Annotated in this window: 10 protein-coding genes, 1 rRNA gene and 1 pseudogene; 7 read left to right on the top strand and 5 right to left on the bottom strand. The window is 60.7% G+C overall.

Annotation, left to right across the window (positions count from 1 at the left end; genetic code table 11):
• Positions 1–13 precede the first annotated feature (13 nt).
• The 5 genes and pseudogenes from KGA83_RS19850 to KGA83_RS19830 form a co-directional block, all read left to right on the top strand.
• Positions 14–646 (top strand): TRAP transporter small permease, encoded by a 633-nt coding sequence (locus KGA83_RS19850; protein WP_115947814.1) that lies wholly within the window; start codon positions 14–16, stop codon positions 644–646.
• Positions 643–1,926, top strand: coding sequence for a C4-dicarboxylate TRAP transporter large permease protein DctM (dctM, locus tag KGA83_RS19845; protein ID WP_115947813.1), 1,284 nt, complete (start codon positions 643–645; stop codon positions 1,924–1,926). The genes KGA83_RS19850 and dctM overlap by 4 nt, the downstream gene beginning before the upstream one ends.
• An 86-nt stretch (positions 1,927–2,012) precedes the next feature.
• Positions 2,013–2,963, top strand: coding sequence for a TAXI family TRAP transporter solute-binding subunit (locus tag KGA83_RS19840; protein WP_115947812.1), 951 nt, complete (start codon positions 2,013–2,015; stop codon positions 2,961–2,963).
• Between the two features lie 79 nt (positions 2,964–3,042).
• Entirely contained in the window at positions 3,043–5,070 is a 2,028-nt protein-coding gene (locus tag KGA83_RS19835; protein WP_115947811.1) for a TRAP transporter permease, read from the top strand.
• Positions 5,067–5,444: pseudogene (locus KGA83_RS19830) on the top strand (DUF1850 domain-containing protein); the annotation flags it as partial. The gene KGA83_RS19835 and the pseudogene KGA83_RS19830, both read left to right, overlap by 4 nt.
• Before the next feature lie 132 nt (positions 5,445–5,576).
• Here KGA83_RS19830 and KGA83_RS19825 read toward each other — a convergent pair.
• The 3 genes from KGA83_RS19825 to KGA83_RS19815 form a co-directional block, all read right to left on the bottom strand.
• Positions 5,577–7,514, bottom strand: coding sequence for a feruloyl-CoA synthase (locus KGA83_RS19825; protein WP_223530598.1), 1,938 nt, complete (start codon positions 7,512–7,514; stop codon positions 5,577–5,579).
• An 89-nt stretch (positions 7,515–7,603) separates the two neighbouring features.
• A complete protein-coding gene (locus KGA83_RS19820) occupies positions 7,604–9,052 on the bottom strand; it encodes an aldehyde dehydrogenase (protein WP_223530596.1) in 1,449 nt (482 codons plus the stop codon).
• Positions 9,053–9,135: 83 nt separating this feature from the next.
• Entirely contained in the window at positions 9,136–9,966 is an 831-nt protein-coding gene (locus KGA83_RS19815; RefSeq protein WP_115947808.1) for a p-hydroxycinnamoyl CoA hydratase/lyase, read from the bottom strand.
• A 213-nt stretch (positions 9,967–10,179) separates the two neighbouring features.
• Here KGA83_RS19815 and KGA83_RS19810 point away from each other — a divergent pair, with 213 nt between their 5' ends.
• Positions 10,180–10,668 carry a MarR family winged helix-turn-helix transcriptional regulator gene (locus KGA83_RS19810; protein WP_115947807.1) on the top strand — a complete coding sequence of 163 codons (489 nt, stop codon included), beginning with the start codon at positions 10,180–10,182 and terminating at the stop codon, positions 10,666–10,668.
• A 60-nt stretch (positions 10,669–10,728) separates the two neighbouring features.
• Here KGA83_RS19810 and KGA83_RS19805 read toward each other — a convergent pair whose 3' ends face one another.
• On the bottom strand, positions 10,729–12,036 hold the full coding sequence (locus KGA83_RS19805; protein ID WP_223530634.1) for an OprD family porin: 1,308 nt from the start codon (positions 12,034–12,036) through the stop codon (positions 10,729–10,731).
• Positions 12,037–12,379: 343 nt separating this feature from the next.
• Between KGA83_RS19805 and mhpT the strand changes: the two genes are divergently transcribed.
• A complete protein-coding gene (gene mhpT / locus KGA83_RS19800; protein WP_115947805.1) occupies positions 12,380–13,588 on the top strand; it encodes a 3-(3-hydroxy-phenyl)propionate transporter MhpT in 1,209 nt (402 codons plus the stop codon).
• Positions 13,589–13,778: 190 nt separating this feature from the next.
• Here the strand turns inward: mhpT and rrf are convergent.
• Positions 13,779–13,894 (bottom strand): 5S ribosomal RNA (gene rrf, locus KGA83_RS19795).
• Positions 13,895–13,896 lie beyond the last annotated feature (2 nt).

Here is a 13,896-nt window from a genome sequence, read left to right as displayed (position 1 = left end):
TGAGATGCCATCCATGAAAGCGCTTCGGCGAATCTGGGAACACTTCGAGGAGGGCTTTATCGTCTTCCTTCTGGCCGCCATGACCCTGGTCACATTCGTTTACGTGATCCTCAACAATTTCTACAGCCTTTTCTACTGGCTTGCCGATCGTTGGCCAGGTGCAAGCGCCCCCCTGTTCGCCATTGGCGACGAAATCATGGGGATGGCTCAGGCGATGACCTGGAGCACGGCCCTGACCAAGGCCCTGTTTGGCTGGCTGATTTTTTTCGGACTGGCCTATGGCGTGCGCACGGCCGGGCATATCGGTGTTGACGCGCTCGTCAGGCTGACCAGCCGATCGGTGCAAAAGTACATCGGTATTGTGGCCTGCCTGTGCTGCCTGGCCTATGCAGGACTGCTCAGCGTAGCCAGCTTCGAATGGATCGAGACCCTGATGAATGCAGGGATCGGTGCCGAGGATCTGGGCCATTTCGGTATCATGCAATGGCATATCGGGCTGATCGTACCTTTGGGTTTTGCCCTGATTTTCATCCGCTTCGCTGAAATTCTCCTGCGCATCCTGCACAACCGCCAGACCGGCCTGGGCCTGGCCGACGAAGCCGCTGACGCGTTGAAACTCGCCGAGCACGAGGATGACAAGTCATGACCATTGCTTTCTTGTTCGCGGCCCTGTTCGTCCTGATGTTCATCGGCGTTCCCATCGCCATTTCCCTCGGTCTGGCCGGTTCCTTGACCATCATGTTCTTCAGTCCCGACTCGGTACGCTCGCTGGCGATCAAGCTGTTCGAGACCTCGGAGCACTACACGCTGCTGGCCATTCCGTTTTTCCTGCTCGCCGGCGCTTTCATGACCACCGGTGGCGTTGCTCGCCGGTTGATCGACTTCGCCAATGCCTGTGTCGGGCATATTCGCGGCGGCCTGGCCATCGCCGCGGTGTTGGCCTGCATGCTGTTCGCCGCTCTCTCCGGCTCCAGTCCCGCGACGGTGGCTGCCGTCGGTTCAATCGCCATTGCCGGCATGGTCCGCTCCGGTTATCCGCAAGCCTTTGGCGCAGGGATCATCTGCAACGCCGGGACGCTGGGTATCCTGATCCCGCCTTCGATCGTGATGGTGGTCTATGCCGCGGCCACCGAAACCTCCGTCGGCAAGCTGTTCATGGCCGGTGTGGTGCCAGGTCTGTTGTTGGGAACAGCGCTGATGGTGGCGATCTATATCGTCGCCATCAAGAAAAACCTGCCCGCCTTGCCGCGCGCGACATGCCGGGAGCTGCTGGGTACGGCACGCCAGGCAATATGGGGCCTGTTGCTGATGATCATCATCCTGGGCGGCATCTATTCCGGGATGTTCACCCCGACCGAGGCGGCGGCCGTGGCGGCCGTTTATTCGGCGTTCATCGCCTTGTTCGTCTACAAGGACCTGACGTTTCGTGATACGCCAAAAGTCCTGCTGGAGTCTGCCAAGCTGAGTATCATGCTGATGTTCATCATCGCCAACGCCATGCTTTTCGCGCACGTGCTGACCACCGAACAGCTCCCGCAGCAGATTACAACCTGGGTGATTGACGCAGGCCTGACACCCATGACTTTTCTGCTGGTGGTCAACATTGTGCTGCTGGTTGCCGGCGCGTTCATGGAACCGTCGGCCATCATTCTGATCCTGGCGCCGATCCTCTTCCCCATCGCCATGAAACTGGGCATCGACCCGATTCACCTCGGCATCATCATGGTGGTCAACCTCGAAATCGGCCTGATCACGCCGCCGGTGGGCCTGAATCTGTTCGTCACCTCGGCAGTGACCGGTATGTCATTACCCGCCACCATCAAAGCGGCGATGCCCTGGTTGATGATTTTGCTGCTGTTCCTGGTGCTGATTACCTATGTGCCCTGGATTTCGCTGGTACTGCCTGCCTGGCTGGGCATGAGTTGATGTCGCTTGCCCGCCACCTGCTGCGCCGGAATCGACTAGAGTGGAATAACTCTGCATAAAGCCATAACAAGACGGAGAAGCTCCCCATGCGAGTAAAAAGACGCTTCGCCCTGCTGGTCGCCGCCACGTTGGCCATCAGCACCGCCGCTCAGGCCGCGCCGGTGTTCATCAACATCCTGACCGGCGGAACCAGCGGGGTTTACTACCCGATTGGTGTTGGTTTGTCGCAGATCTACAGCGATGGCATTCCCGGCTCGAAGATCTCGGTCCAGGCCACCAAGGCCTCGGTGGAGAACCTGAACCTGCTGCAAGCCGGTCGAGGCGAGTTGGCGCTGGCACTGGGTGACTCGGTTGCCGATGCCAAAAACGGCGTGCAAGACGCTGGTTTCAAGACACCGCTGACCAAGTTGCGTGCCATTGGCGGGGCCTACCCCAATTACATTCAGATCGTGGCCAGCAAGGAATCGGGGATCAAGACTCTCGCGGATCTCAAAGGCAAGACCATCTCGGTCGGGGCGCCCAAGTCGGGTACCGAACTGAACGCGCGAGCGATCTTCAAAGCAGCGGGGCTGACCTATGAAGACATGGGTAAAGTGCAATACCTGCCCTTTGCCGAGTCGGTCGAGCTGATCAAGAACAGACAACTGGATGCGACATTGCAATCTTCCGGGTTGGGCATGGCGGCCATTCGCGACCTGTCCTCTGTCATGCCACTGAACTACATCGCCATCCCGTCTGAGGTGGTAGCGAAAATCGGCAACCCGGCCTATCAGAGTGCCATGATTCCGGCCAACACTTATGACGGACAAACCGAAGCCGTGCCCACGGTTGCTATCACCAACATTCTGGTGACCCGCGCCGACATGCCCGATGAAGTAGTCTATGAAATGACCAGACTGTTGTTCGAAAACCTGACACGTCTGGGTAACTCACATTCGGCAGCCAAGGACATCAAGCTGGAAACAGCAGCAAAAAACCTGCCGATCGCGCTGCATCCAGGCGCCGAACGCTACTACAGGGAAAAGGGCGCGCTGTAATCGCGCGAGGCGCAGTAGGCCGGGTTGCCACTGCGTCATCGAATCTCCCTATCCAGTGCGGTCATGAGGCAGGCAACCAATGAGTGACGAGCATCACGGCATTTACGCGAACCCGCGGGACTGGCCAAAAGCCCTGTTTTACGTAGCGTTGCTGTTTTCGATATTTCAGATCGTCACCGCGGCCTTTTCACCCATCTCAAGCCAGGTGCTACGCGCAGTGCACGTCGGTTTCCTGCTCTGGGTGGTCTTTCTCAGTTACCCCGCCCACGGCAAGGCCCGTCCCTGGCAACCGCTGGCCTGGCTGCTCAGCCTGGCAGGCATCGTCACCGCCTTGTATCAATGGGTGTTCGAGGCGGACCTGATCCAGCGCTCCGGCGACCTGACGCCGGCAGACACCGTGATGGGTGTCCTGCTGATCGCCCTGGTCTTCGAAGCCGCCCGACGGGTGATGGGGACTGCATTGCCGATCATCTGTGGCCTGTTCCTGGCCTACGGCTTGTTCGGTGAGTATCTACCCGGCGAACTGGCCCATCGGGGCTATGGTTTCGACCAGATCATCAATCAACTGTCTTTTGGTACCGAAGGGTTGTATGGGACACCGACCTATGTATCGGCCACCTACATCTTTTTGTTTGTCCTGTTCGGCGCTTTCCTGGAAGAAGCCGGCATGATCAAGCTGTTTACCGACTTCGCCATGGGATTGTTCGGCCACAAGCTCGGGGGGCCGGCCAAGGTCGCCGTCGCCTCGTCGGCCTTGATGGGGACCATTACCGGCTCGGGGATTGCCAACGTCGTGACAACGGGGCAATTCACCATTCCACTGATGAAGCGCTTTGGCTATCGGCCCGCGTTTGCCGGCGGAGTGGAAGCCACCTCCAGCATGGGCAGCCAGATAATGCCGCCGGTGATGGGCGCGGTAGCCTTCATCATGGCCGAAACCATCAATGTGCCGTACGTGGAAATTGCCAAGGCTGCAGTGATACCCGCCATCCTCTATTTCGGCTCAGTGTTCTGGATGGTTCATCTGGAAGCCAAGCGCTCCAACCTCAAGGGATTGCCCAAGGACCAGTGCCCCAGCGCATCAGGCGCGGTTAAGGAAAGCTGGTATCTGCTGATTCCCCTGCTGGTGTTGGTTTACCTGCTGTTTTCCGGGCGCACCCCGCTGTTCTCCGGCATGGTCGGATTGGCATTGACCGCCATCGTGATTCTCGGCTCGGCGATCATTCTCAGGGTGCAAAACTTCGGCCTGCGTTGTGCGTTCTGGGTTGCACTGGGCGTGCTGTGTACAGGCTTTTTTCAACTCGGAATCGCGGTGATTTTTGCGGTCATTGCGGTGCTGATGTTGATGTGCTGGTTCATCAAGGGCGGTCGGGAAACGCTGATTATCTGCCTGCACGCACTGGTCGAAGGCGCACGCCATGCGGTTCCGGTAGGGATCGCCTGTGCGCTGGTGGGCGTGATCATCGGTATGGTTACGCTCACAGGCGTCGCCTCGACGTTTGCCGGTTACATATTGGCCATTGGCCGGGACAACCTGCTGTTGTCACTGATACTGACGATGGTCACCTGCCTGGTGCTGGGCATGGGCATTCCGACCATACCCAACTACATCATCACCAGTTCGATCGCAGCACCTGCCCTGTTGGAACTGGGTGTGCCATTGATCGTGTCGCACATGTTCGTGTTCTATTTCGGCATCCTCGCCGACCTGACACCACCGGTCGCCCTCGCCTGCTTTGCCGCAGCCCCGATCGCCAAAGAAAGCGGATTCAAGATCAGCCTGTGGGCAGTACGCATTGCGCTGGCCGGTTTCGTCATTCCGTTCATGGCTGTCTATAACCCGGCGCTGATGCTGCAAGGTGACAATTTGTGGATGACTGCCTACATGCTGATCAAGACCATTCTGGCGGTCGGTCTGTGGGGAGTGGCGTCCACCGGTTATCTGCAACAGAAAATGGCCGTCTGGGAGCGCTTGTTGAGTCTTGGTGCGGGGGGCCTGTTGGTCGTGGCGCTGCCGCTGACCGATGAAATCGGCTTCGCACTTGGGATTCTGGTGATACTTCAGCACGTCTGGCGGTCCAGGCACGCAGGGATGGCCAATGCATGATCGGCCTGTGCCTGGGCCTGGCCGGCGGCGTCTGGGCCCAATTGCCGGTGTCCCATTTCACGCTGGCGTGGAATCACAGCATCGAAAAGACTCGCTGGGAAGAAGACTATCGCGTCACCCGCAAAGGCCTGGTTCTGGAAGAAGCCAGGGTCCGAGGTAACGGTGCGGGAATGGAGATACCTGATGATGCCCGACTGGAAAACGGCAGTTGGCACTTCCAGCGCCGTTTACCGCCCCTGCAACCCCTGAAACTGGGGCGAACCCCTGAGGCTGGCGACTACCAGCTGTGCGTTGACGGGACGTGCCAATTCATGAGCCGATGGGTCGGACCGCCCACCAGCAGCCAGCCTTTTATACAGCTGTGGAGTTGCGAGGCAGTCAGAGAATCGCCACAGGGCAATGCTCAACCACGCCCCGCGGCTGAAGAACTCCGCCAGTCTGTCACATCGACGGTTCAACTCACCGTCGTCGACGCAAAATCAGTGCCGGAACCCGTCAACACGCTGTCAACCGCCAGCGGATCGACTCCCGCGCGAGCCAGTACTTTGCGCCCGACCTTGATGCCCAGGTCGATCGGCGCGCAGGATCGCCGGATCGAGCCCGCGATACAGCGCCTCGACCTGCTCCGCACGCCACTGCAATACCGCACGCTGGTTGAGCGAACCCTTGTCGGTGATTTCACCCCGGTCGATGGACGCCGGCTCAGCGAGCAAGGCGATCCACTCCAGGCGACTGGCATTGCCCGTGGCGTCGCGATTGAGTCGCTGCAACCAGGCGGCGAACCATTCGCGCACCGGCGCGCTGGCCAACACCTCGGTATCGCTGGCACTGGCCGCCAGCCCTGACAGCCGCCGACATTCAATCATCCGTGGAAATACCAGCGCGCCCAGGCATTCACGATCCGGCGCGGTCACCACCAGATCCTGGACACAGGGCGACCCTTCGAGCACCGCACGGCTGCGCAAAGGCCCGACGCTGACGAACACCCCGGATGACAACTTGAAATCTTCGGCGATGCGCCCGTCGAACATCAGCCCCAATTGCGGATCGCGCGGGTCGGCGAGCTTGAGCGCATCGCCGGAACAGTAGAAGCCCTGCGGGTCGAACGCATCGCGCGTCTGCTGCGGTGACCGCCAGTAGCCGGGCATGATGTGCGGCCCACGAAAGCGCCCTTCCAGTTTGCCGTCCACCGGCACCAGGCGCACCTCGCAACCGGGTGCCGGCAAGCCGACATAACCGGCCATGGACAACGGCCCGGTGGTGAAGGTGCAAGACGGCGAAGCCTCGGTCATGCCGAGCCCGGCCATCATGCGGATACGTTCACCGCAGTGCTGTTCGGCGACTCGGTCGAGCCGATCCCAGACACTTTGCGACAGACCGGCCGCGGCAAAGAAGAACAGACTGATGCGTTTGAAAAAAACCTCCCGCAGCTCCGCGTCCTGCTCCAGTGCCGAGGCCAGCTCTTCCCAGCCCTTGGGCACGGTCAGGTAGGCGGTGGGCGACACTTCCTTGAGGTTACGCAGGGTCTGCGCGAAACCCTGCGCCGTGGGCTTGCCGTCGTCCAGGTAAAAGCTGCCACCGTTGTAGAGCACGATGCCAACGTTATGGCTACCACCGAAGGTGTGGTTCCACGGCAGCCAGTCCACCAGCACCGGCGGTTCTTCGCCGAACACCGGAAACGTCTGCAACAGCATCTGCTGGTTGGCGCACAGCATGCGCTGGGTGGTGATCACCGCCTTGGGCAGCTTGGTCGAGCCGGAGGTGAACAGGAACTTGGCGATGCTGTCCGGCCCCGTGCTGGCAAACGCGGCATCGGCCTCGGCCCCGCCCGGCTGCTCGAGCAGGCTGGCAAAGCTGACCTGACGACGCCCCGCTACTTCGCCCCGGACGGTAATCATGGGCGTTTCAGTGGGTAGCACCGCCTCGATGGCACGCTGGTAGGTCGCGGCATCACTGACAAACACCAGGCCGGGTTGCAGCAGGTCGCAGACGTGACGCAGCTTGGCGAAATCCTGGGACAGCAGCGAATAGGCCGGCGACACCGGGCAGTAGGGAATGCCCGCATACAGGGCGCCGAAGGCGAGCTGCAAATGCTCGATGTCATTGCCCGAGAGCAGCACCAGCGGTTTCTCTGCGGACAGGCCGTAACTCAGTAAGCTCTGGGCAATCGCCCGGACACTGTCGAGCATCTCGGCGTAACTGACCCGGCGCCAGTTACCGTCGGCCTGGCGGGCGGCGATAAAGGTCTGCTCTGGACGCACACGGGCCCAATGCACCAAACGGTTGAGCAACCGCGGCGGATACTCGGCCAATGGCTCCAGGGAACGCATGTGCAATGCGCCCTGCTGTTCTGTCACCTCGACCGCTGCGCGACCGATGGACACATGACGGTAGCGCGGCGCGCTGGCCTCGGTGTGGGGTTGCGATCTGAATTCGGAACTCACGTGCTTGTTCTCCATCAAGGCACGCTACCACCAGGCCGCTCGAATGGGCATGGTGGTGGCTGCCGCCTTTTTATTGTTATTTCTGCGGTTCAGATCGGGTAATGCCGCGGTCCATGCTGCAAGGTGACCCAGCGCAACTGGGTGAAATGCTCGATGGACGCCTTGCCGCCAAAGCTGCCGTAGCCGCTGGACTTGACCCCGCCGAAGGGCATTTGCGCTTCGTCGTGCACGGTCGGGCCATTGATATGGCAGATGCCCGACTCGACTCGTTGGGCCAGCGCCAGGGCGCGCCCGGTGTCACGACTGAAGATCGCCGCCGACAACCCGAACTCGGAATCGTTGGCCAGACGCAACAACGCTTCATCACCCTCAGCGCGCAACAACACCGCCACCGGGCCGAAAGACTCTTCGCGATACAGACGCATGGTCTCGTTGACGCCGTCGAGCAGGGTCGGCTGCAAAATGCTGCCGTCCAGTTGTCCGCCGACCACCAGCCGCGCGCCCTTGCCCAGGGCATCGTCGATCAACCCCTTGATGCGCGTTCCGGCACTGGCATCCACCAGCGAACCGAGTACCGAGTCCGCCAGCGCGGGATCACCGGCGCGCAGTGTCTCGACCTTGGCCGCCAGCCTGGTGACAAAAGCATCGGCGACCTTGGCATCGACGATCAGTCGCTCGGTGGACATGCAGATCTGCCCCTGATTGAAGTACGCGCCGAAAGCGGCTGCCTCCACCGCCGCATCCAGGTCGGCATCATCGAGCACCAGCAACGGCGCCTTGCCGCCCAGCTCCAGCAAGGCCGGCTTGAGATGGCGTGCCGAGAGCTCGCCGACGATGCGCCCGACATGGGTCGAACCTGTGAAGTTGACCCGTCGCACCGCCGGGTTGGCGATCAGCCGCTCGACAATCGCCGGGGCATCCGCCGGGGCATTGCTGATGACATTGACCACGCCATCCCCCAAGCCGGCATCCTGCAAGACCTGGCCGATCAGGCGGTGCACCGCCGGGCTCAGTTCGGAGGCCTTGAGCACCACGGTGTTGCCGCACGCCAGCGGCATGGCGATGGCGCGGGTGGCGAGAATCACCGGGGCATTCCACGGGGCGATACCGAGCACCACACCGCAGGGTTGACGCAGGGCCATGGCAAAACTGCCCGGTACATCCGAGGGGATGACTTCACCATTGATCTGGGTGGTCATCGACGCCGCTTCACGCAGCATGTTGGCTGCCAGCCGCACGTTAAATCCGTACCAGTTGGCCATGGCCCCGGTCTCGCCGGCGGCGGCGATGAATTCCGCGCTGCGCGCCTGCAACTGCTCGGCGGCCTTGAGCAAACGGCTGCGACGTTCATTGGGCGCCAGGGCGGCCCAGGCGGAAAACGCTGCCTGGGCCGCAGCCACCGCGGCATCAGCATCTTCCAGGGTGGCGGCGGCCACCCGCGATACCACTTCACCGGTCACCGGGTTGCGGCGTTCGAAGGTCCGACCGTCGCGAGCAGGGAGCGACTGGCCGCCAATCAGCAGGGGCACGTCGAGCATGGTGATTCCTCTTTATTGTCTTTATCGGGAATGCATTCGAGCGATGTGAAGCGCCGGGGCGGACATGCACCCGGCGATCAGACTCAGCGTTTGTAGGTCTGCAGACCGGGCTTGATGCTCTTGTCATCGAGGAATTGCTTCATGCCCTGCTCGCGGCCACCTTCGGTGTCGAGCAGGCGCGACTGGTCAAGCTTGGCGTACAGGTAGTCCTCATTCTGCTCCCAGGTCAGCTCGCGGCAGCGCTTGAAGCCATGCTTGGCCGCACGCAGCACCACCGGGTTTTTCTCCAGCAGGTTGCGCGCCAGATCCACGGTGACTTCGCGCAGTTGCGCCAGCGGCACGCTTTCGTTGACCAGGCCCATCTCGGCAGCCTTCTGCCCTCCGAAGGTCTTGCCGGTCATGATGTAGTACAGCGACTGACGATGGCCCACGGTGTCGGCCATGGCCTTGCTCACCAGGTTGCCCGGCGGGATGCCCCAATTGATTTCCGAGAGGCCGAAGGTCGCTTCGTCGGCGCAGATCGCCAGGTCACAGGCCACCAACGGGCTGAAGCCGCCACCGAAACACCAGCCGTTGACCATGGCGATGGTTGGCTTGGCATACATGCGCAGCAGTTTCCATTGCCATTGCGACGCTTCGCGGCGGATTTTTTCCTGGAGGATCTCCGGGCCCGCGTCCACTTCGCGGAAATACTCCTTGAGGTCCATACCCGCGGTCCAGGCATCGCCGGCACCGGTCAGCACCAGCACGCCGGCCGCCGGATCCTGCTCCAGGGTTTCCAATACATCGATCATTTCCCGGTTGAGTGTCGGGCTCATGGCGTTGCGTTTTTCCGGGCGATTGAGAATGACCCAGGCGATGCCTTCTTCGATCTCGACCTTGACGGTTGTCCAGCGACCTTCGTAGTTGCTCATGGCGATGCTCTCTTGTTCTTGGCTTGAAGATGACTGGAAATTAAAGGACCCATTTAGTTATGTCAATTAACTATTAATCGAATTAACCATTTTTTATCCACCCTGAAATATCCTCCGATCCCATCGCCATGAACGACGGGCATAGCCATCAGCGGCCAACCCCGGCAAACTGGATACGTTTGTTAACCTCCAACTGTTCAGGATTCACCCGCAATGGCCAAGCCTTCTCTCCTCGCCGATCAGAGCGAGTCCCCGTCCGCCACCGCCGAGATGCAGGCACCGCTGGATTCGGCACTGGATGACCTGATCGGCTACGCGATGCGGCGCGCCCAGCTCAAACTGTTCCAGAACCTGATCGGTCGCCTGTCAGCCCACGACCTGCGCCCCGCGCAGTTTTCGGCCCTGGCGATCATCGAGCAGAACCCAGGGTTGATGCAGGCCGACCTGGCCCGGGCCCTGGCCATCGAGCCGCCGCAGGTGGTGCCGCTGCTCAATAAGCTGGAAAGCCGCGCGCTGGCGGTGCGGGTGCGCTGCAAGCCGGACAAACGCTCTTACGGAATTTTCCTGAGCAAGACCGGCGAAACCTTGCTCAAGGAGCTCAAGCAGATCGCCGCGCAAAGCGATTTCGACTCCACTTCAACGCTGACCGGCGAAGAGCGCGAGGAGTTGCTGCGCTTGCTGAGAAAGGTTTACCAGGACTGAACGCGTAATGCCGGCACACCTGCGAGGGGTGGCCGGCAAGGAACATCGAGCAACCCGGCACTACCAGATCGGCAAGGTGTAAAGCACCTGGAACCGGGTCTGGTTTTCATCACGAAACGCCGTACCGCTCGGGAAGTCATTGCGATAGATCGCCTTGCGCGCCAACAGCCCGACGTTTTTCAGCGGGCCGCTCTGAATCACATAACCCAGTTCCATCTGGAACTCGCGCTCCTTGCGGTCCTCGGCGTTGAAGGCGGCCAGTTCGATATTGTCGCCGCGCACGTAACGCAACCGCCCCTTCAAACCGGGCACCCCGGATGCGACGAAGTCATAGTCATAGATCGCTTGCCAGGTGCGCTCCCTGGCGTTGAGAAAATCCGAAGCCATGGTCTGTTCGCTCATGCCCATCAACTCCGTGCCAGAGATGTACGGCGTCGCCGTATCGCCACTGGAATGCATGTAGCCAAGGCTCACTCGGTGCCCGCCGAGGCGGTAGCCGAACAATGCCGAGAGGTTACGATTGTCCACCCTGCCCGCCTTGGCGCTGCCATCCTCGCGGCTGAAAAAACTGCGCAAGTCACTGGTGAACACGCCTTCGCCGAGCGATAGGTTGTGCAGCAATGCCAGAGTGTCCTGTTGGTACAGGTCGGCCACCTCGGCATGGTAGGCGCGCAGACTGAGTTCTTTGTTGACCTGATAATCGCCCCCTGCGTACGCCAGATGCGAGGTGGTGGCGGCGCCGTTGAATCGCCGGTTTGGCGTGGCGATGCTCATGGCCTGATAGTCCGTGGAATCGCGCTTGTTGATGCGGTCGATGTAGCCGGTGTTCAGGGTCAGGCCATCGATGTCCCTGGAACTGAGCGTGGTGCCGCGGAAGGTTTGTGGCAGCAGTCGCGACGGACTGGCAAAGGCAAACGGCAGGAAGATCGAGACATCGCCACTCTTGATCGTAGTCTGGGCAAACCGCAGCTTGGCCGTCGGAGCCAGCCGCGAATAGTCATCCGCCGCGCGCTTGTCGCTTGCCGACACCGGCAGCAGTTCAGTGCCGCTGCGATCCGGAGCGGAGTCGAGCTTGACCCCCAGCAGTCCCCGCACGTCCAGTCCAAAGCCCACAGTCCCTTCGGTAAACCCCGACTCCATGCCCAGGATGAAACCCTGAGCCCATTCCCGCGCGGCAGTCTTGGCGCCGTCGTCCTGGTATTCACGGTCCAGGTAGTAATTGCGCAGGGTCAAGTTCGCGTGACTGTCCTCGATAAATCCTTCGGCCCGCAACTGAGAGGGCAGAACGCTCACGCCTAGCAGCGCCACGACCCACCCGGGATGGGTACTGCAGACACAGGAGAGCGACGCTACTGAACCGGTGTTCATGGGGCGTTTTGGCATGTTCGATGTCCACTTTTTATTGTTTTTCTGGTGCCGGACCCGCACGGGACTGCCGGCTTCACGATCAGAGAATGGAAACAGCCAAGGGGCGTCGTCAATCGCAGATGATCGATTATCGAACATTAATATTATTATCTATTTTTAAAAATTATCTCCAACAAATCCATAACAAACTGTTTTTTATCGATTTATTCTTTATTTACGCTGATTTTACGACACCATTCTTTTTTTAGTTATCTTTGTTATCTTAATCGCCGGCGGTCATTGACGGCGCTCCCAACGCACGGAGGGCTCGACTGCATAACAAAAACAACAATGAGGTTCACCCATGGACAGTCCATCGCGTCGCTCGACGCTGACAATCGCTTTGTGCTTTATCGTTGCGCTGATCGAGGGGTTCGATCTGCAGGCTGCCGGCACCGCTGCCGCAGGATTGCGCCAGAGCTTTGCCCTGGACCCGAAGATGATGGGCTGGGTGTTCAGCGCCGGGATCATTGGCCTGCTACCTGGCGCGTTTTTTGGCGGCTGGGTTGCCGATCGTATCGGCCGCAAGAAAATCCTCGTCGGCGCCGTGTTGCTGTTCGGTGTCTTTTCCCTTTGCACCGCCTATGTCGAGAGCTATTCCAGCCTGCTGCTGGTGCGCTTCATGACCGGCCTGGGCCTGGGCGCCGCACTGCCCAACCTGATTGCCCTGTGTGCCGAGGCCGTGGGCGAGCGCCATCGCGGCACCGCCATCAGCGTCATGTACTGCGGCGTGCCCCTGGGTGGCGCGCTGGCGGCAGTGGTGGCAATGTTTTCCAGTGAACACTGGCAAACCACCTTTATCATCGGCGGCCTGACGCCCTTGCTGGTGGTGCCGCTGATGGCCCTGCTGCTGCCCGAATCCACTGCGTTCCGCCAGCACCACGCCACGACCGTCAGCCCACGGTCGTCTACCGCCCAGGCGCTGTTCGGCGAAGGACGCGCACGCAGCACGCTGGCCTTGTGGTTGAGCTACTTCTTCACCCTGACCGTGATGTACATGCTGCTCAACTGGCTGCCCTCGCTGTTGCTGGAACAGGGTTTCACCAAGCCCCAGGCAGGCATGGTGCAGATGCTGTTCAACCTGGGCGGCGCCATTGGTTCGCTGCTTGGCGGGGTGATGCTGGACCGCTGCAACGGCCTGAAAGTGATCCTGTTCGTGTACGCAGGAGTGTTGGCGGCACTGGCCGGGGTCGGCCTGTCGGTGGGTATCGTGCCAATGGCAATCGCGGGGTTTGCCGTCGGGCTGTTCGTCATGGCTGCACAGCTTGTGCTGTATGCACTGGCACCCCCTTCCTACCCGACTTCGGTGCGCGCCACCGGCGTCGGCGCGGCCGTGGCCATCGGCCGGCTCGGCTCGGTGGCAGGTCCCCTGGCCGCCGGCCAGATCCTTGCCACCGGGGCCGGCACCACTGGCGTGCTGCTGGCAACTTCACCGGGGTTGGTGATCGCCGCGCTGTCGATCCTGACCGTGATCGCCCGCACCGGAGCGATCGCCGAGTCTCGACCGAATTGATCTTGTAGGAGCGAGCATGCTCGCGATGGTCGTTAACGATAACGCGTGTTTACTGGCTAAACGCGGCGCTCTTAAGTCCATCGCGAGCAAGCTCGCTCCTACCAGTTACCGGCGAGCCGATACGCCGGTGGTATCAGGCGCAAAAACAAAACCCCTACCTGCGTACGCAGATAGGGGTTTCGGAATTTAATCTTGACGATGACCTACTCTCACATGGGGAAACCCCACACTACCATCGGCGATGCATCGTTTCACTGCTGAGTTCGGGATGGGATCAGGTGGTTCCAATGCTCTATGGTCGTCAAGAA

This window comes from Pseudomonas sp. GL-R-19 (assembly GCF_019956375.1).
Classification (GTDB): Bacteria; Pseudomonadota; Gammaproteobacteria; order Pseudomonadales; family Pseudomonadaceae; genus Aquipseudomonas.
Note: the sequence above shows the minus strand (reverse complement) of the source record. Positions and strands in the feature narration are given on the sequence as shown.